The following is a 19,476-nucleotide window of genomic DNA, read 5'->3' as shown; positions in this document are numbered from 1 at the left end:
GCTAAACACAGTATGTGTGAGGCGAGAAGTTTATCCTGAAGACGGAGTCCTTCAGGGAGTCTCTCCTCCCGCGCAATTTGTCACGAAGGCCGCGCGGCGGCCGCAAGTCCCGGATGGTTCCGGGCCAAATAAAGAACAGCAGGACATGTTAACATACATCAAGGAATCCTACGACGAACTCAAACACCAGGTTTCGCTCCCTACGCGGTCCGAAGCTTCTAACCTCATGGTTATTGTGGCGGTTTTCTCCATCCTGTTCGCCTTGGCGACCTGGGCGGTAGATTCCCTGTTTTCCGAGGTTATCCAGGTGTATTTCAATGCGTTAATCGGATAAGAGAAGGAGAATGTCTGAAGTGCTGGAGAAAAAGTGGTATGTGGTTCGCGCGGTAAGCGGCCAGGAGAATAAAATCAAAGGGTACATTGAAAGCGAGGTAGAGCGCCACGGTTTCGGGGAGTACCTGGAAGAGGTCCTGGTCCCTACTGAGAAGGTGGTCCAGATCCGCAATGGAAAAAAAATCAACAAAGAACGCGTTTACTTCCCGGGATATATCATGGTGAAGGCCCATCTGGTGGGGGAGATGATCCACGTGATCCGCTCCATCACCAATGTGATTGGCTTCCTGGGAGAAACCAAAGGCGGGGATCCGGTGCCGCTTCGCAAGTCCGAAGTAAACCGTATGCTCGGCAAGGTAGATGAACTGGCTGTGAGCACTGATACGGTCGCTATCCCCTTTGTACTCGGGGAAACTGTAAAGGTGATCGACGGGCCGTTCAACGGCTTCAACGGTACCGTAGAGAAGATCAACGAAGAGAAGCGCAAGCTGGAAGTGATGGTGAAGATTTTCGGACGGAAAACGCCACTGGAGCTCAGCTATATGCAAGTCGAAAAAGTCTGAAAAATATCTGTTACGCTTAAAAGTGATGTCGCTTCCAAATTAGACGCACTTTTACTTTTCCGGGGCTGAATCCCGGAAGGCACAGACGGCCGGGGTGAAACGGCCGGGAGTTGTAAATTAATTATAACAATGGCAAAAGAAGTAAGTAAAGTAGTAAAACTACAAGTTAGGGGAGGTGCTGCGAACCCGTCGCCACCGGTTGGACCCGCTTTAGGTGCTGCCGGCGTTAACATCATGGAGTTCTGCAAGCAGTTCAATGCGCGTACGCAGGACAAACAGGGCAAAGTCCTGCCTGTTGTTATCACCGTTTATGCCGACAAGTCCTTTGACTTTGTCGTCAAGACACCTCCGGCGGCAGTACAGCTATTGGAAGCGGCTAAGGTTAAAAAGGGTTCCGGCGAACCGAACCGCGCGAAAGCGGGGAGTGTAACCTGGGATCAGATTCGCACCATCGCGGAAGACAAGATGGCGGATTTGAACGCCTTTACCACCGAATCGGCCATGAGCATGGTTGCGGGTACTGCCCGTTCCATGGGGCTGAAGGTGGCCGGGAAACGTCCCTTTTAATCTGAAAAGCACTTTTTAAGATGGCAAAACTTACCAAGAAGCAAAAAGAGGCCCGGACCAAAGTGGACCGCAATAAACTGTATTCCCTGCAGGAAGCCTCCGAGCTCATCAAGGAGATCACCAACGTAAAATTCGATGCCTCCGTAGACCTGGCCGTGCGCCTGGGTGTGGACCCCCGTAAAGCGAACCAGATGGTACGCGGGGTGGTAACCCTTCCCCATGGAACCGGAAAGGACGTGAAGGTATTGGCCCTGGTGACCCCGGACAAAGAGGCGGAAGCAAAGGAAGCCGGTGCGGACTACGCAGGCCTGGACGAATATCTCGAGAAAATCAAAGGAGGTTGGACCGATGTGGATGTAATCATCACCATGCCCAGCGTGATGGGGAAACTCGGCCCGCTCGGCCGAATCCTCGGACCGCGCGGCCTGATGCCGAACCCCAAAACCGGAACCGTTACTATGGATGTGGCCAAGGCCGTAGCCGAGGTGAAGGCCGGTAAGATCGACTTCAAAGTCGACAAGACGGGGATCGTGCACGCAGCCATTGGGAAGGTATCCTTCTCGCCGGATAAAATTGCCGGCAATGCGAAGGAACTCATCGAAACCCTGATCAAGATGAAGCCGGCTGCGGCTAAAGGTGTGTACATGAAGAGTATCTACATGTCCAGCACTATGAGCCCCAGCGTTCAACTGGATCCTAAGGCGGTTCAACCCTAAAAGCATCTAAAGATGACCAGAGAAGAAAAAGCAACAGTAATTAAGGACCTGACGGCACAGCTTGCCGGCAGCCCGGCAATTTACCTGGCCGATATTTCCGGCCTGGATGCAGGGGCCACTTCAGATCTGAGAAGAGCTTGCTTTAAAGCAAATGTAAAGCTGGCCGTAGTGAAAAACACACTGCTGGCCAAGGCTATGGAAGCTTCCGACCGGGAGTTCGGGGATTTGCCCGAGGTCCTGAAAGGAAATACTTCCCTGATGTTTAGCGAAACCGGTAACGGCCCCGCAAAGCTGATCAAGACTTTCCGCAAGAAGTCTAACCGGCCTTTGCTCAAGGGAGCCTATATCGAGGAAGCCGTATACATCGGGGACGATAAACTGGACGCGCTGGTAAGCATCAAGTCCAAGGAAGAGGTGATCGCGGATATCGTGGCACTGCTCCAATCTCCGGCCAAGAATGTGATTTCCGGCCTGAAATCTGGTGGCGGCAAGCTGGCGGGTATCCTGAAAACCCTTTCCGAAAAAGAATAAGTACGCACTAATAACTAAGTATAAATTTCTAACAGATTTTAAACGATAGAAAAATGGCAGATTTGAAAGAATTCGCAGAACAGTTGGTCAACCTTACCGTAAAGGAAGTAAACGAGTTGGCTGATATCCTTAAGGAGGAGTACGGGATCGAGCCCGCTGCTGCAGCTGTTGCTGTTGCCGGTGGTGCTGCCGGTGGTGACGCTGGTGAGGCCGCCGAGGAGAAATCCGAGTTCGACGTAGTCCTGACAGCCGCAGGTGGTTCCAAGCTGGCGGTTGTAAAACTCGTTAAGGAACTGACCGGTCTTGGCCTGAAAGAAGCCAAGGAGATTGTGGACAGCGCCCCCAAAGCAGTTAAGGAAGGCGTGTCCAAAGACGAAGCCGAAGGTATCAAGAAATCACTGGAAGAAGCAGGAGCAGAAGTTGAGCTTAAATAATCGCTTCAACCATACGGTTTAGGTTTAGGTCTTCCGCCTTTTTGGCGGCTAGACCTAAACCCTTTTATAGCCAGTATATGAAGGCATATACGGCCCATCCTTGAAATCACACGTAATTCTTGTCCATAGATGTTCACTAAACTGACTGAAAGAAAAAGCTTTGCATCCGCTAAGAACATACCGGAATATCCGGATTTCTTGGACATCCAGATCAAATCCTTCCAGGATTTTTTCCAGCTAGAGACCAAAACCGACCAGCGGGCCAATGAAGGGCTGTACAACACCTTCATGGAGAATTTCCCGATAACTGATACCCGGAACCAGTTTGTACTGGAGTTCCTGGATTACTTCATCGACCCGCCCCGTTACAGCATTCAGGAATGCATTGAGCGCGGCCTTACCTACAGCGTGCCGCTGAAGGCCCGTCTGAAACTGTACTGTACCGACCCGGAGCACGAAGATTTTGAAACCATCGTGCAGGATGTATACCTGGGTACCATCCCTTACATGACCCCCAGCGGGACTTTCGTGATCAACGGAGCCGAGCGGGTGGTCGTATCCCAGCTGCACCGTTCCCCGGGCGTATTCTTTGGCCAGTCCTTCCACGCCAACGGGACCAAACTGTATTCAGCCCGTGTGATCCCGTTTAAGGGGTCCTGGATTGAATTTGCCACGGACATCAACAGTGTGATGTACGCCTACATCGACCGTAAAAAGAAATTGCCCGTCACCACCCTGTTCCGCGCCATCGGGTTTGAGCGCGACAAGGACATCCTGGAGATCTTCGACCTCTCCGAGGAAGTGAAGGTGACCAAAACCGGGCTTAAAAAGGTCCTGGGCCGCAAACTGGCCGCCCGGGTACTGAATACCTGGCACGAGGATTTTGTGGACGAGGATACCGGCGAGGTGGTTTCCATCGAGCGGAACGAAATTGTTCTGGACCGGGATACCGTGCTGGAAAAAGAGCACCTGGACCTGATCCTGGATGCGGACGTGAAGACCATCCTGCTGCACAAGGAAAACAATGCGCAGAGCGACTACGCCATTATCCACAACACCCTGCAGAAGGACCCGACCAACTCCGAGAAGGAAGCCGTAGAGCATATCTACCGCCAGCTGCGTAATGCAGAACCGCCGGATGAGGAAACGGCTCGAGGCATCATCGACAAGCTCTTCTTCTCCGACCAGCGCTACAACCTGGGCGAAGTGGGCCGCTACCGGATGAATAAAAAACTGGGTCTGGATATCGGGATGGACAAGCAGGTGCTGACCAAGGAAGATATCATCACCATCATCAAGTACCTGATCGAGCTGATCAACTCCAAGGCCGAGATCGACGACATCGACCACCTTTCCAACCGGAGGGTGCGTACCGTGGGCGAGCAATTGTCCGCCCAGTTTGGCGTGGGGCTGGCCCGTATGGCCCGTACCATCCGCGAGCGGATGAACGTCCGGGACAATGAGGTATTTACCCCTATTGACCTGATCAATGCCAAGACCCTGTCTTCGGTAATCAACTCCTTCTTCGGAACCAACCAGCTCTCCCAGTTCATGGACCAGACCAACCCCCTGGCCGAGATTACGCACAAGCGTCGTCTCTCCGCCCTGGGGCCGGGCGGTCTTTCACGGGAGCGCGCCGGTTTCGAGGTGCGTGACGTACACTATACCCACTATGGCCGTTTGTGTCCGATCGAAACCCCGGAAGGGCCGAACATCGGTCTGATCTCTTCCCTGTCCGTGTTTGCCAAGGTGAACAACATGGGCTTTTTGGAAACCCCATACCGCAAGGTGGATAACGGGAAGGTAGACCTGAGTGGCTACAGCTTCCTGAGCGCCGAGGAGGAAGAAGGGATGAAGATTGCACAAGCCAACATCCCGCTCAAGAAAGACGGCAGCATCGATACCGACAAGGTCATTGCGCGCGAGGAAGGCGACTTCCCCGTAACCGACCCCAAGGATGTGAATTACACGGATGTGGCCCCGAACCAGATTGCCTCTATTTCGGCTTCCCTGATTCCGTTCCTGGAGCACGACGATGCGAACCGCGCCCTGATGGGCTCCAACATGATGCGGCAGGCCGTACCGCTGCTGAAGCCGGAATCCCCCATTGTGGGTACCGGGCTGGAGCGGCAGGTAGCTACCGATTCCCGCGTCCTGATCAACGCCGAGGGAGACGGGGTAGTGGAACGTGTGGATTCCAAGAATATTACCATCAAATACGACCGTTCCGACGAGGAGCGCCTGGTGAGCTTTGACGAGGATGCCAAGACCTACGACCTGGTGAAGTTCCGCAAGACCAACCAGGGGACCAGCATTAACCTGAAACCCATTGTCCGCAAGGGCGACAAGGTGAAGAAGGGGCAGGTTCTCTGCGAAGGCTATGCAACCGAAAGCGGGGAACTGGCACTGGGCCGGAACCTGAAGGTGGCCTTTATGCCCTGGAAGGGATACAACTTTGAGGATGCGATCGTGATCTCCGAAAAGGTGGTTCGCGAAGACATCTTCACTTCCATCCACATCGATGAATACGCCCTGGAAGTGCGGGATACCAAACTGGGAGCTGAAGAGCTTACCAACGACATCCCGAACGTTTCCGAAGAAGCCACCAAGGACCTGGACGAATACGGTATGATCCGTATCGGGGCCGAGGTGAAACCGGGCGATATCCTGATCGGTAAGATTACCCCGAAAGGGGAATCCGACCCCACCCCCGAAGAAAAACTGCTGCGCGCCATCTTTGGCGATAAGGCCGGGGATGTGAAGGATGCCTCTCTGAAGGCACCGCCCTCCCTGAACGGGGTAGTGATCGATAAAAAACTCTTCTCCCGTTCCATCAAGGACAAGCGCAAGCGGTCCGAGGATAAGGAGGCCATTGCCAAGCTGGAACTGGAATACGAAGTGAAATTCCAGCAGCTCAAAGACGTGCTGGTAGAGAAACTCTTCCAGTTGGTGAACGGCAAAACCTCCCAGGGGGTTATGAACGACCTGGGCGAGGAAGTCCTGCCCAAGGGCAAGAAATACACCCTGAAGATGCTGAACGCCGTAGACGACTTCGCACACCTGGTGGGCGGCAGCTGGACTACGGACGAGAAGACCAACAGCCTGATTGCAGACCTGTTGCACAACTACAAGATTAAGCTGAACGACCTGCAGGGGAATCTGCGCCGGGACAAGTTCACCATCTCCGTAGGGGATGAACTGCCCGCCGGGATCATGAAGCTGGCCAAGGTGTACATCGCCAAGAAGCGCAAGCTCAAGGTAGGGGACAAGATGGCCGGACGCCACGGAAACAAGGGTATTGTGGCCCGTATCGTCCGTCAGGAAGATATGCCTTTCCTGGAAGACGGCACGCCGGTGGATATTGTCCTGAACCCGCTTGGGGTACCTTCCCGGATGAACATCGGGCAGATCTACGAAACCGTTCTGGGCTGGGCCGGCCTGAAGCTGGGCCAGAAATACGCCACCCCGATTTTCGACGGGGCTACCCTGGACCAGATCGAAGCCCTGACCGAAGAGGCGGGCATTCCGCAGTACGGCCATACCTACCTGTACGACGGAGGCACCGGAGAACGGTTCCACCAGGCGGCCACGGTAGGGGTGATCTACATGCTAAAGCTCGGCCACATGGTGGACGACAAGATGCACGCCCGTTCCATTGGCCCGTACTCCCTCATCACGCAGCAACCGCTGGGTGGTAAGGCGCAGTTCGGAGGCCAGCGTTTCGGGGAGATGGAAGTGTGGGCCCTGGAAGCCTATGGCGCTTCTGCAACCCTGCGCGAGATCCTCACGGTGAAGTCCGACGACGTGATCGGCCGGGCCAAGACTTACGAGTCCATCGTAAAAGGCGAAAGCATGCCCGAACCCGGTTTGCCGGAATCCTTCAACGTATTGATGCACGAACTTAAGGGATTAGGTTTGGACATCCGCCTGGAGGAATAAGCGTAGTTCACAACACATTAAATCTAGTACCATATTATAATGGCTCGACTCAAGGATAATACACAAGTCAAGAGGTTTAACAAGATTTCCATCGGACTCGCCTCACCGGAGGCTATCCTGGCGGAATCCCGGGGGGAGGTCTTGAAGCCTGAAACCATAAACTACCGTACCCATAAGCCGGAGCGCGACGGATTGTTCTGCGAACGCATCTTTGGCCCGGTTAAGGATTACGAATGTGCCTGCGGCAAGTACAAGCGCATCCGCTACCGCGGTATTGTTTGCGACCGCTGCGGGGTTGAGGTGACCGAAAAGAAGGTTCGCCGCGACCGCGTGGGGCATATTAACCTGGTGGTGCCCGTGGCCCACATCTGGTATTTCCGTTCCCTGCCGAACAAAATCGGTTACCTGCTGGGGCTGCCCTCCAAGAAACTGGACATGATCATCTACTACGAGCGGTATGTGGTCATTCAGCCCGGTATTGCCAAGGGCCCGGACGGGGAAGAAATCCAGGCGATGGACTTCCTGACCGAGGAGGAATACCTGAACATCCTGGAAACCATCCCGCCGGAGAACCAGTACCTGGAAGATTCCGACCCCAATAAATTCATCGCGAAGATGGGGGCCGAGTGTCTGATTGACCTGCTCTCCCGCATCAATCTGAAGGAGCTCTCCTACCAGCTGCGGGACAAGGCGCACACCGAGACTTCCAAGCAACGGAAAACCGAGGCCCTGAAACGGCTGCAGGTGGTTGAGGCCTTCCGCGAATCCCAGGAAAACCGCGAAAACAACCCGGAGTGGATGATCATGAAGGTGATTCCTGTGATCCCGCCGGAACTGCGCCCGCTGGTGCCGCTGGACGGGGGGCGTTTTGCCACCTCCGACCTGAACGACCTGTACCGCCGGGTGATTATCCGTAACAACCGCCTGAAGCGCCTTATGGAAATCAAGGCCCCCGAGGTAATCCTGCGGAACGAAAAGCGGATGTTGCAGGAAGCTGTGGATTCCCTCTTCGACAACACCCGCAAGGCTTCTGCCGTGAAGACCGAATCCAACCGCCCGCTGAAATCCCTTTCGGATTCCCTGAAGGGCAAGCAGGGTCGCTTCCGCCAGAACCTGCTCGGAAAACGGGTAGATTACTCCGCCCGTTCCGTTATTGTGGTTGGCCCGGAAATGAAGTTGTACGAGTGTGGTCTGCCCAAGGATATGGCCGCGGAGCTCTACAAGCCTTTTGTAATCCGTAAACTCATTGAGCGCGGCATCGTGAAAACGGTGAAGTCCGCCAAGAAAATTATCGATAAGAAGGAGCCCGTGGTCTGGGATATCCTGGAGAACGTGCTGAAAGGGCACCCGGTACTGCTGAACCGGGCCCCCACCCTGCACCGCCTTGGGATACAAGCGTTCCAACCCCGCCTGATCGAGGGGAAAGCCATCCGCCTGCACCCTCTGGTATGTACCGCCTTTAACGCGGACTTTGACGGGGACCAGATGGCCGTACACCTCCCGCTTGGGCCCGAGGCTATCCTGGAGGCCCAGCTGCTGATGCTGGCTTCCCACAACATTCTGAACCCGGCTAACGGTTCTCCCATCACCGTACCTTCTCAGGATATGGTACTGGGGCTGTACTACATGACTAAAGAGCGCAAGTCTACCAAGGAAGTGCCGGTTATCGGCGAAGGGTTGACTTTTTACAGCCCGGAAGAGGTGGAGATTGCCTACAACGAGGGCCGTGTAAACCTGAACGCCGGCATTAAGGTGCGGGTTAAAGACCTGAACGAGTCTGGGGAACTGGTAACCAAACTGATCGAAACCACGGTAGGGCGTGTGCTGTTTAACTCCGTGGTGCCCGAACAGGCCGGTTACATCAACACCGTACTGAACAAGAAATCCCTGCGGGACATCATTGGCCAGATTTTGGCGGTCACCAACGTGCCCACCACGGCAGACTTCCTGGACAAGATCAAGACCATGGGGTACGAATTCGCCTTTAAAGGCGGGCTTTCCTTCAGCCTGGGGGATATCATCATCCCGGCAGAAAAGCACGACATGATTGGCGATGCAAACGAGCAGGTGGACGGCATCATGATGAACTACAACATGGGTCTGATCACCAACAACGAGCGTTACAACCAGGTGATTGACGTCTGGACCTCTACCAACGCGATGCTGACCGAACTGGCTATGAAGCGGATTCGCGAAGACCAACAAGGCTTCAATTCCGTGTACATGATGCTGGATTCCGGGGCACGGGGTTCCAAGGAGCAGATCCGTCAGCTTACCGGGATGCGCGGCCTGATGGCCAAGCCCAAAAAGTCCACGGCCGGGGGCGGGGAAATCATCGAAAACCCCATCCTCTCCAACTTTAAGGAAGGGCTGTCCATCCTGGAGTACTTCATCTCCACCCACGGTGCCCGTAAGGGTCTGGCGGATACGGCCCTGAAGACGGCGGATGCCGGATACCTGACCCGCCGCCTGGTGGATGTGTCCCAGGACGTAATCATCAACAGTGAGGATTGCGGTACCCTGCGCGGCATTGAAGTCGAGGCCCTGCGTAAGAATGAAGAAGTGGTGGAAACTCTCGGGGAGCGTATCCTTGGGCGGGTTTCCCTCCACGATGTATACCACCCGATCACCGAAGAGCTGCTGCTCGAGGCCGGGCAGGAAATCATGGAGTCGGACCTGGCCCGTATCGAGGAATCCCCGGTCGAGCGTATCGAGGTGCGGTCTCCGCTTACCTGTGAGGCTACCCACGGGATCTGTGCCAAATGTTATGGCCGCAACCTGGCAACCAATAAGATGGTTCAGCGGGGCGAGGCCGTGGGCGTTGTGGCCGCGCAGTCCATCGGGGAACCGGGTACCCAGCTTACCCTGCGGACCTTCCACGTGGGAGGTATTGCCGGTAACATCTCCGAGGAGAGCAAACTGGAGGCCAAGTTCGACGGTATTGCCGAGATCGAGGACCTGCGCACCGTAAAGGGCAAGGATGCCGAAGGCAAAGCCGTTCAGATCGTGATTTCAAGGACATCCGAAATCAAGATTGTAGATGCCAAAACCGGTATCACCCTCAGCACCAATAACATTCCTTATGGTTCCCAGCTTTTCATAAAAGACGGGGGCAAGGTGAAGAAGGGCGATCTGATCTGCCAATGGGATCCCTACAACGGGGTAATCGTCTCCGAATTCCCGGGTGAAATCTCCTACGAGAACATCGAACAGGGGGTTACCTACCAGGTAGAGATCGACGAACAGACCGGCTTCCAGGAGAAGGTGATTTCCGAATCCCGGAACAAGAAGCTGATCCCCACCCTGCATATCAAGGACAAGAAAGGCGAGGTGCTGCGTTCCTACAACCTGCCGGTGGGCTCCCACCTGATGGTAGACAACGGCGAGAAGATCGAGGAAGGCAAGATCCTGGTGAAAATCCCGAGAAAATCCGCCAAGGCGGGGGATATTACCGGAGGTCTGCCGCGGGTTACCGAGCTCTTCGAAGCGCGTAACCCCTCTAACCCGGCAGTGGTTACCGAAATTGACGGGGTAGTGTCCTTTGGCAAGATCAAGCGGGGGAACCGGGAGATCATCATCGAGTCCAAGACGGGCGAGGTGAAGAAATACCTGGTGAAACTCAGCAACCAGATCCTGGTTCAGGAGAACGATTACGTACGGGCGGGGATGCCGCTTTCCGACGGTTCCATTACCCCGGAAGACATCCTGACCATCAAAGGCCCGTCCGCCGTACAGCAATACCTGGTGAATGAGGTACAGGAAGTGTACCGCCTCCAGGGGGTGAAGATCAACGACAAGCACTTTGAGGTGGTGGTCCGCCAGATGATGCGCAAGGTCCAGATTCAGGATCCGGGCGACACCATCTTCCTGGAAAACCAGTTGGTGCACAAGGACGACTTCATCAACGAGAACGACGAGATCTTTGGCAAGAAGGTAGTTATCGATGCCGGGGATTCCGAGAACCTCAAGCGCGGACAGATCCTGACCGTTCGCGAATTGCGGGACGAAAACTCCATCCTGAAGCGGGCAGACAAAGCCCTGGTTCAGGCACGCGATGCCGTAGCGGCCACCGCTACTCCGGTGTTGCAGGGGATTACCCGTGCCTCCCTGCAGACCAAATCCTTTATCTCGGCGGCTTCCTTCCAGGAAACCACCAAGGTACTGAACGAGGCTGCGGTAAACGGCAAGGTAGATCAGCTCGATGGCCTCAAGGAAAACGTGATTGTAGGTCACAAAATCCCTGCCGGTACCGGTATGCGGGATTACGACCACATCATTGTGGGCTCCAAGGAGGAATACGACGAGATCATGGCCCGCAAGGAGGAATTGAAATTCTAAGCAGACATTTGCAAACAGACCCCCGGCCCAGGCCGGGGGTTTTTTTAAGGTATCGATTATGGCAGAAAAGGATGCATCGCAGCAAAAACAGATCAATATAGAGCTGGACGAAAAGACCGCCGAAGGTATCTATTCCAACCTGGCGATCATTAACCACTCCGTTTCCGAATTCGTGGTGGATTTTATCAGCATCATGCCCGGCCGGCCCAAGGCCAAGGTGAAGAGCCGGATTATCCTCACGCCCCAGCACGCCAAGAAGTTCTTAAAGGCCCTGGGTGAAAACATACAGCGCTTTGAACAGGCACACGGCACCATACAGGAACACGACCACCCGCCCATCCCGTTAAACTTCGGGCCTACGGGCGAAGCATGAGAATAAAAAAACCGCGCCAGCAGCGCGGTTTTTTTATTATGCCATAACCATGCACTACTGGAACTCAAAAAAGTTATCCTGGGGCCAGCTGGTGCGATCGCGGGTTTTTTCTTCCATAAAGTCGATAACCGCCTGCAGGGTTTCATGGAAATTGCTGTTGCCGGCATTGAACAATACTACATAGGAAAGGGGGTAACCTACCTTTAAAACGGCCGTGGTCCCCGGCAGGGCCCCATTATGCCCCCAACTGCTGCGACTCAGATAAGATACTCCTTCCCCGCGGTCCAGGAAATCCGGGAAGTTGGGACTCCCATCCGTTTGCGCGGCCAATAGGGCCAGATCGTATGCCCGGGCCAGCCATCCCCCGTGGGCATCCATTCGCGTAACGTTTAAGGGGTAGGGCACCTGCCAGCGGGTATAATAGGAAACTTCGTGCTGCACGGGAACGCCCTGGGCGTCTGAACTAACCTGCATTCCCGTAATGCCCATAGGGCCCAGGACCTCATTCTGAACATATTCCGAGTAGCTCTGGCCCGAAACGGCTTCTATAATGCGCCCCAATAAACAGTATCCGAAATTGGAATAGGTATAGGTGGTCCCTGGTTCATAGGCCAGGCTGCGCTGGTCCAGGACCTGCCCGATCAAATCTGCCTGGCTTAAGGCCGGGTCTTCGAACATGATATCGTTGGGGATATCCGCAAATCCCGCCCGGTGCTCTATCAGATCGTCTACTGTGATGCGCATCACTGCCTCTTCATAAGGCGGGGTGCCGTATTGGGTCCCCAGCAGGCCGTCGGGCCCGAATACCAGGTCATTGGGTTGTACACGTCCCTGCACAATAAGCCTGGACAGGGCCAGGAGGGTAATCGGTTTGGAAATGGCGCCTATGCGGAAACGGGAGAAATCCGTGACCTCCTGCCCGGTATCCAGGTCTGCCTTGCCAAATGCTTTCAGGTATACCAGTTCTTCTTCCCAAACAATGGCTACCTGGGCTCCTGGGAATCCCAGGTTTCGCAGTAGGAATTCAAAGTCCTGTGTAATATCACTAAGGCTTGAAGTGCCTTCGTCCGTAGGGGGGTCTGGCGTGGTACTGCCCGGACTGCCAGGACGGGGTACCAGATTGGTGTCGGGTTCCTGAATGGGATCAGGTGCCTCAGATTTGCTGCAGCCCAGGGAGGCCAACAGCCAAAACAGGAGGATTAGGGTCTTTTTCATAACAGCAGCGCCGGAAAGGATAGCAGGCATTTCCGGTACCGGAGGGAGAAGATAGAAAAAATCTCATTACGGGGCAAGGGGAAGGGTAGGGGATCAAAGTTGTAAAGGGCAGTTAACGAATGGGTTAATGCTGATTTCTCATGCCTGTCATGAACGTTCATCACAAAGGGCTTCAGACCCCGCGTGTAAGAAGGGCACGCATAATTTTGCCATTGGGTATGGTATATGTTGTTAGAAATACATAACTTAGTGTTAGAAATAAATAACAATATAATCATGAAAAAGACCCAAACCCTATTGGTGCTGATCCTGGCGGGAACCGTTACCTTTTCCGCAGGCCTTTGGTTGTATGCCCAGCAAAGCCCCCTCGGCATCTTTGAAATTTCAGTGGCGGCCTTGGTATTTGTTGTGACCGGATTTAGTGTGGTGGTAGCCCTGCGCCGCATGAAGGATGAGAAAAAAGGCTTGCCGGCAGAGGACGAACTCAGCCGGGGTATAAAACAACGGGCTGCTGCCAGCGCATTTGCCGGTTCCTTTTACCTTTGGACGGCCATTGCGGTATTTGTGATGGATTCAGGCCTGCGTCCGGAAATCCCCCTGGAAATAGGCTTGTTGGGCATGGCCCTGCTTTTTGTGGGGTTCTGGATCTATTACTCCAAAACGGGCTCCACCCATGCAAACCCGGATTAAAGAACTCCGTGCCAGGGACGGCTTAACGCAGGAAGACCTGGCGCGGAAGGTACAGGTGCGTCGAGAGACCATTGTTTTTTTGGAAAAGGGCAAATACAACCCTTCCCTGCAGTTGGCCCATGCCGTAGCCCGGGTTTTTGACCTGCCCATAGAAGAGGTTTTCCTGTTGGATGCGTAGCCTGGAAATTCAGGACTGGCCTTAGCTACGAATGTATGCACCTGATCCATGTCATAGGTCTTTGCCCTGGCAAAAAGTACCTTGGGTGCGGTTCGGGCTGATTCCGGGCTCTTGGCATCATGGATGAAAAAGCAAAACCCCAAAGGTCATCTTTCCTGCAGCGACTTGCCTGCCACCTGAGGGCCACCGGCTACACCTATTTTTTCGACACCCTGGTGGTCATCCTGGGTATCCTGATCGCTTTTTCACTCGACAACGCCTATAACCGATCACAACGGGACGCCCTGATGCAATCCTATGCCCGCTCTTTAATCTCGGACCTTGAGGATGATTTGCTAGAACTCCGGGACATCATGGGGCACATGCGGGAATCCATTCGCCGCATCGACAGCCTGGCAAATTATACCCGCCACAGGAGCATTGACCAACTGGACAACCTGGACCTTTTCCCCCTGGCGATGGGGGATAACCCCTATCGTCCCTATTCCTTTAACCGCATTACCCTGGAAGACCTGAAGCAGTCCGGTATCCTGAGGATGCCCGAAAATGAAATCCTTTCGCGTAAACTGGCCGAATACGAGGCCTTTACCCGCCACCTGGAAGAGGATTATTACTACGATTTACGGGCCCGGGAGCAGGTTTCTGTACTCTCGGATGGGATCCTGAACCTGAACTATTCCGATTTTGGCCACCTGGCGCCGAACTATGCCAATCACAATAAGCATATCCTGGAATACCATTTCAACCAGACCGACGATTATGCCCGCGCCCAAAGCGATGGCCTGAGCCTGCTCACGCACGATATAAACGAAGTGCGCAAAATGGTCAATGGGTATTTACGGCTGCGATTCTTCCTCAATATCCGCGGCAATGCCGAATTACCGCGGCTCATCCGGCAGGGGGAAGAACTTATTGTACTGCTGAAATCAGACTATTTGTAAGGCGCCTTTTCTTAAGAGCGTTAAGATTTTCCAAGTTGAGCCCCGGTATTTAGTGTTTCCTTGGCGGGGAGGAGGAGTGGTATCTCCCTACCCCCCCTTGGGTAAAGCTATGACCCCGGGCTGAAAAAAGAAAGCAGGGCAATTTCCGGGAAATAAATGTTTTATATGATACATTAAGTGTCATATGTAACATTTTGTCTTTTCTTGCGACGCATATAGAAACGCTAGGCCATGGGAGGAGAAGGAAGCATGCTGCATGCCATCAAGAGCATGAAGCAAAATCGGGCGCTGCTGAAAAAGCGGCGGAAAGGGAACCGCTCCGATTATATCGGGGATGGAGCTACTCCCTTATCTTTTAAGGAGGTATCCCCGGAGGAACTGGCTCGGATCAAAGCCGGGATTCGTTCCCGGGCGGCCCGGGAACGCCGAAGGGAATGGCTTTTGTGGGGCGTCCTGGTCGTGCTGACTACCTTGGGATTGCTTTGGTTATTTGGGGGATAGCCCTGCTGCAGGCAAGGTGTCCGGAATCCTGCCCCAATGCCATTTTCGGACAGCCTTACCGTTTATTAGGTTTTCCTTGTGCCTGAAATCCCCTAATAACGGAAATCATGAGGAAAATTATTTCACTTTTATGGGTTGGCTCTGCCCTGGTCACCTATCCGGTAAATGCCCAGCAGGAATCCGCAAAAACTTCGGGATTTGAATTCCAGGTGGGATTCCCCGTCATAGGGCCGGCCAATGCGATGGCCCGGTATTTCAGGGAACAGGGTTACGACGAAAATGTCAGTGGTTTTTTTGGAAATGTGGGCTACCCGGTAAAACGGGGCCCCCGGGGTTATTTTGCCCTGGGATATCGCCGGAATCTGGGCAGTGGCCATAGTGCAGGCCTGGAAGCCACTTATGCTCAACTGGGCCAGGTAACAGGTGTCCGCTCGGGCAGCGCGGCAGAGGTGGGGTTTAATTCCGTGGGGCTTGGGGCTTATTACGGCATAACCGCTACTCCCTGGTTACTGCAGGCAGGGCCGCAACTGATGTTTAATACCGCTTACGCCCCAGAAGGGGATGCCCCTGAAGACCATTCCGTTACGGTGGGTTTGAAGATGCGACTGGGAATTCATTTATGGCAACGCCCGGGCAGTTACGGTACCCTTGGGGGCTTCTATGTACTTTCCTATGGTACGGCTTTGGGGTCTTATACATCATCCGGGAGTTGGCCTGCCGATTTGGAGGCTCCTACGGTTTCCTATGGGTATGGGGCCCTGCAACTCACCATGGGGCTTCGCTTTTAACAGGGATCCGGGATGTGCATTCCCCACCCCCGCCCAATCCAAAAATAACCGCAGCCCCCGCAACAATTTTGCGCAGGCCACCGCTTTCAGGTGCTGCCGGTGTCAGGTATCGAACTCGGAGGTAAAATGCAGTTTAACGCTGGGGTATTTGTCCTGGGTCATCTGCAGGGAGAAGGCGGAATCCGCCAGAAAGACCAGCTGGCCCCGTTTGTCCCGGGCCAGGAATTTCTGTTTGACCCTCAGGAATTCCTGATATTCCTCGTTGTTCGGGTCCTGGGGTTCGACCCAGCAGGCCTTGTGAACCGGGAAGTTTTCGTAGGTGCATTTGGCGCCGTACTCATGTTCCAGGCGGTACTGAATCACCTCGTATTGCAGGGCCCCCACGGTACCGATCACCTTCCGGCCGTTTAGTTCCAGGGTAAAGAGCTGGGCCACCCCTTCGTCCATCAGTTGGTCAATGCCCTTGGCCAATTGCTTGGATTTCATGGGGTCCGCATTGTTGATGTAGCGGAAGTGTTCGGGCGAAAAGGAAGGGATGCCCTTGTAGTGCAGTTCTTCCCCTTCGGTTAGCGTATCCCCGATTTTAAAGTGCCCCGTGTCGTGCAGGCCAACGATATCGCCGGGATAGGAGCGGTCTACAATTTCCTTTTTCTCGGCAAAAAAGGCATTGGGGCTCGAAAACTTCAGGTTCTTGCCCAGGCGCACGTGCAGGTAGGGCTTGTTGCGCTCAAAGGTGCCGGAAACGATTTTGACAAAAGCCAGGCGGTCCCGGTGTTTGGGGTCCATGTTGGCGTGGATCTTAAACACGAAGCCGCTCATCTGTTCTTCCTCCGGCTTTACCAGCCGCTCCTCGGCCTTTTTGGGCCTCGGGTCCGGGGCAATCTGCACAAAACAATCCAGCAGTTCCTGCACCCCGAAATTGTTCAGGGCCGATCCGAAAAACACGGGTTGCAGTTCCCCGCTCAGGTAGGCTTCCCGGCTGAACTGGGGGTACACCCCGGTAACCAGTTCCAGGTTCTCCTTCAGGCTGTTCAGGGCTGGGGAGCCAATGCGATTTTCCAGCTCAGGGTCCTGCAGGTCCTCGAATTCCAGGGTTTCTTCGAGCTTCTTCTTACTGCCCCCGCTAAAGAGTTTAACATTGCCTTCATAAATGTTGTAGATGCCCTGGAAATCATAGCCCATCCCGATGGGGAAACTCAAGGGGCATACGTGCAAGCCCAGTTTCTGCTCCACCTCGTCCAGCAGGTCGAAGGCGTCTTTCCCCTCCCGGTCCAGTTTGTTGATGAAAACGATCATGGGGATGTTGCGCATGCGGCAGACAGAGACCAGTTTTTCGGTCTGTTCTTCCACCCCCTTAGCCACGTCTATGACCACGATAACACTGTCTACGGCCGTAAGGGTCCGGAACGTATCCTCAGCAAAATCCTTGTGGCCCGGGGTATCCAGGATATTGATTTTCCGGTCTTTATACCGGAAAGCCAAGACCGAAGTAGCTACGGAAATCCCACGCTGCCGTTCAATTTCCATAAAGTCGCTGGTGGCGCCTTTTTTGATTTTGTTGCTCTTTACCGCACCGGCTTCCTGTATGGCCCCGCCAAAGAGCAGCAGCTTTTCGGTAAGGGTGGTTTTTCCGGCATCCGGGTGAGAGATGATGCCGAAGGTGCGTCGTTGTCTGATTTCCTGGGTAAAACTCAAGGCCTTGCTGAAATTTGGTGCAAAAATACCAAAAATACCGAGCGCTTCCATCGGCGGTTTGAAGCGGATTTGAAGGGCAGGAGTGGAGGGAAGCGCCGCTCCGCTTATCGAAGAATTGAGGAGATGGTCGAAAAACCGGTGGTAAGCCGGGGCCTCGGCCAGGGGCTGAGGGCCATTTGTCCCCAGGCTTAAGCCTTGCCCTTCAGGCCGTTTGTCGATTATTGCGGCCGTTGAAGGAAGGCCCGCCGGATTCCTGTTAAAATTGATTGGCCGGACCATGTATTCCGATTATATTGCGGGAACCAAAGACTCCCCAAGTCTTTACGAGAGAACCTGACCTGAAAATGCCATGGTGACCGTTAAGCCTAAACGATCACGCATGGAAAACCTTTACTTCCGTCTTTTTTCCAAACCTTTTCCGGTTCGGGGACTCGCCCTGCTTTTGGGCTTGTTCTGGTTGCCCGTCCTGGTGCTGGCCAGCCCTGAATTTGAAGGAACACCCCAACCCCATGGCGTGCTCCGGACCCTGCCGGTTCCGAACGACATCGACGATGACGATGACGGGATAATCGACAGCCGGGAGGATGCCAACACCGACGGGGATAACAACCCGGCCACCAACCCTACGGATACCGATGGGGACGGCGTACCGGATTACCTGGATATCGACTCCGATAACGACGGCATTACGGACAACCTGGAGGCACAGGCATCTGGCAGCTATATCCCGCCTTCCGGCGTGGATTCCGATGGAAATGGCCTGGACGATGCCTATGAGCCCAGCCCGGGTGCATGCGGGGGACTGGTCCCAGTGGATACCGATGGGGACGGCATCCCGGATTACCGGGATATCGATTCCGATAATGACGGCATTACCGATAATGTGGAAGCCCAGTCTTCCGGGAGTTACCAGGAGCCTTGCGGCATTGACAATAATGGCAACGGCCTGGACGACCATTACGACCCCAACGGCCTGGACCCCATGGATACGGACGGGGACGGCCACCCGGACTTCCGGGATATCGATTCCGATAATGATGGTATTACCGACAATGTGGAAGCCCAGGATTCCGGCAGTTACCAGGAGCCCTGCGGCATTGACAATAATGGCAATGGCCTGGACGACCATTACGACCCCAATGGCCTGGACCCTATAGATACGGACGGGGATGGGCTGCCGGACTTCCGGGACATCGACTCGGATAACGACGGCATCCCGGACAACGTAGAGGGCCAGCCCACGGACGGGTACATCCCGCCCAGCGGTACAGACACGGACGGCGATGGCCTGGACGACGCCTATGAGCCGGACGGGGTTACCCCTGAGGACACGGACGGCGACGGCACCCCGGACTACCTGGATCAGGACTCGGACAACGACACCGTACCGGACAACAACGAAGGGAACGACTTTAACTTCGACGGGGAGCCGGACTGGACCTACACGGGCACCGATACCGACGGGGACGGCCTGGACGACGGGTATGAAGGCTCGGATGTAAACGACGGCTACGACGTTAACGACGAGATTGACGACCCGGCTAATGACCTGCCCGATACGGACGGGACCGAAGATGTAAACTACCGCGATGCGGACGATGACGGAGACGGTACGCCCACCGAAGAGGAAGACCCGGACAATGACGGGGACCCGACCAACGACGACACGGATGA

Annotated in this window: 16 protein-coding genes and 1 pseudogene; 15 read left to right on the top strand and 2 right to left on the bottom strand. The window is 54.6% G+C overall.

Translation table 11 applies throughout. The annotated features are described in order from the left end of the window. The first annotated feature begins 145 nt into the window (after nt 1–145). From secE to OZ410_RS00080, 9 genes are all read left to right on the top strand, one after another. Nucleotides 146–334, top strand: a complete 189-nt coding sequence (secE, locus tag OZ410_RS00120; protein ID WP_277705879.1) for a preprotein translocase subunit SecE — start codon at nt 146–148, stop codon at nt 332–334. A 10-nt stretch (nt 335–344) separates the two neighbouring features. Further along, nucleotides 345–896 (top strand): transcription termination/antitermination protein NusG, encoded by a 552-nt coding sequence (gene nusG, locus OZ410_RS00115; protein ID WP_277705878.1) that lies wholly within the window; start codon nt 345–347, stop codon nt 894–896. 129 nt (nt 897–1,025) lie between these two features. Further along, nucleotides 1,026–1,463, top strand: a complete 438-nt coding sequence (gene rplK / locus OZ410_RS00110; protein ID WP_277705877.1) for a 50S ribosomal protein L11 — start codon at nt 1,026–1,028, stop codon at nt 1,461–1,463. Nucleotides 1,464–1,483: 20 nt separating this feature from the next. Next, the gene (gene rplA, locus OZ410_RS00105; RefSeq protein ID WP_277705876.1) at nt 1,484–2,179 is read left to right on the top strand and encodes a 50S ribosomal protein L1; all 696 of its coding nucleotides are present in this window, start codon (nt 1,484–1,486) and stop codon (nt 2,177–2,179) included. A 12-nt stretch (nt 2,180–2,191) separates the two neighbouring features. Further along, entirely contained in the window at nt 2,192–2,710 is a 519-nt protein-coding gene (rplJ, locus tag OZ410_RS00100) for a 50S ribosomal protein L10 (protein ID WP_277705875.1), read from the top strand. A gap of 53 nt (nt 2,711–2,763) precedes the next feature. Beyond that, nucleotides 2,764–3,144, top strand: coding sequence for a 50S ribosomal protein L7/L12 (gene rplL, locus OZ410_RS00095; protein ID WP_277705874.1), 381 nt, complete (start codon nt 2,764–2,766; stop codon nt 3,142–3,144). A gap of 129 nt (nt 3,145–3,273) precedes the next feature. Beyond that, nucleotides 3,274–7,083, top strand: a complete 3,810-nt coding sequence (gene rpoB / locus OZ410_RS00090; RefSeq protein WP_277705873.1) for a DNA-directed RNA polymerase subunit beta — start codon at nt 3,274–3,276, stop codon at nt 7,081–7,083. A gap of 39 nt (nt 7,084–7,122) precedes the next feature. Beyond that, on the top strand, nt 7,123–11,421 hold the full coding sequence (gene rpoC / locus OZ410_RS00085) for a DNA-directed RNA polymerase subunit beta' (protein ID WP_277705872.1): 4,299 nt from the start codon (nt 7,123–7,125) through the stop codon (nt 11,419–11,421). Nucleotides 11,422–11,479: 58 nt separating this feature from the next. Further along, the gene (locus OZ410_RS00080; RefSeq protein WP_277705871.1) at nt 11,480–11,794 is read left to right on the top strand and encodes a DUF3467 domain-containing protein; all 315 of its coding nucleotides are present in this window, start codon (nt 11,480–11,482) and stop codon (nt 11,792–11,794) included. Nucleotides 11,795–11,848: 54 nt separating this feature from the next. Here the strand turns inward: OZ410_RS00080 and OZ410_RS00075 are convergent, their stop codons facing one another. Beyond that, on the bottom strand, nt 11,849–13,009 hold the full coding sequence (locus OZ410_RS00075; RefSeq protein WP_277705870.1) for a serine hydrolase domain-containing protein: 1,161 nt from the start codon (nt 13,007–13,009) through the stop codon (nt 11,849–11,851). A 276-nt stretch (nt 13,010–13,285) separates the two neighbouring features. Here OZ410_RS00075 and OZ410_RS00070 point away from each other — a divergent pair, with 276 nt between their 5' ends. The 5 genes from OZ410_RS00070 (at nt 13,286) to OZ410_RS00050 (ending at nt 16,107) form a co-directional block, all read left to right on the top strand. Further along, entirely contained in the window at nt 13,286–13,699 is a 414-nt protein-coding gene (locus OZ410_RS00070) for a DUF2178 domain-containing protein (protein WP_277705869.1), read from the top strand. Further along, nucleotides 13,683–13,877, top strand: coding sequence for a helix-turn-helix transcriptional regulator (locus tag OZ410_RS00065; protein WP_277705868.1), 195 nt, complete (start codon nt 13,683–13,685; stop codon nt 13,875–13,877). Before OZ410_RS00070 ends, OZ410_RS00065 begins: the two co-directional genes overlap by 17 nt. Before the next feature lie 119 nt (nt 13,878–13,996). Further along, nucleotides 13,997–14,818 carry a hypothetical protein gene (locus tag OZ410_RS00060; protein WP_277705867.1) on the top strand — a complete coding sequence of 274 codons (822 nt, stop codon included), beginning with the start codon at nt 13,997–13,999 and terminating at the stop codon, nt 14,816–14,818. 231 nt (nt 14,819–15,049) lie between these two features. Next, the gene (locus tag OZ410_RS00055) at nt 15,050–15,319 is read left to right on the top strand and encodes a hypothetical protein (RefSeq protein ID WP_277705866.1); all 270 of its coding nucleotides are present in this window, start codon (nt 15,050–15,052) and stop codon (nt 15,317–15,319) included. 107 nt (nt 15,320–15,426) lie between these two features. Beyond that, nucleotides 15,427–16,107, top strand: coding sequence for a hypothetical protein (locus OZ410_RS00050; RefSeq protein WP_277705865.1), 681 nt, complete (start codon nt 15,427–15,429; stop codon nt 16,105–16,107). A 102-nt stretch (nt 16,108–16,209) separates the two neighbouring features. On the opposite strand, the gene OZ410_RS00045 is transcribed toward OZ410_RS00050, so the two are convergent. Further along, entirely contained in the window at nt 16,210–17,802 is a 1,593-nt protein-coding gene (locus tag OZ410_RS00045) for a peptide chain release factor 3 (protein WP_277707149.1), read from the bottom strand. A gap of 379 nt (nt 17,803–18,181) precedes the next feature. Between OZ410_RS00045 and OZ410_RS00040 the strand changes: the two are divergent. Beyond that, a pseudogene (locus OZ410_RS00040) lies at nt 18,182–19,476 on the top strand (hypothetical protein); the annotation flags it as partial.

Source organism: Robiginitalea aestuariiviva (assembly GCF_029537735.1).
Taxonomy (GTDB): Bacteria; Bacteroidota; Bacteroidia; order Flavobacteriales; family Flavobacteriaceae; genus Robiginitalea; species Robiginitalea aestuariiviva.
This window is presented reverse-complemented; position numbering and strand designations above follow the sequence as displayed.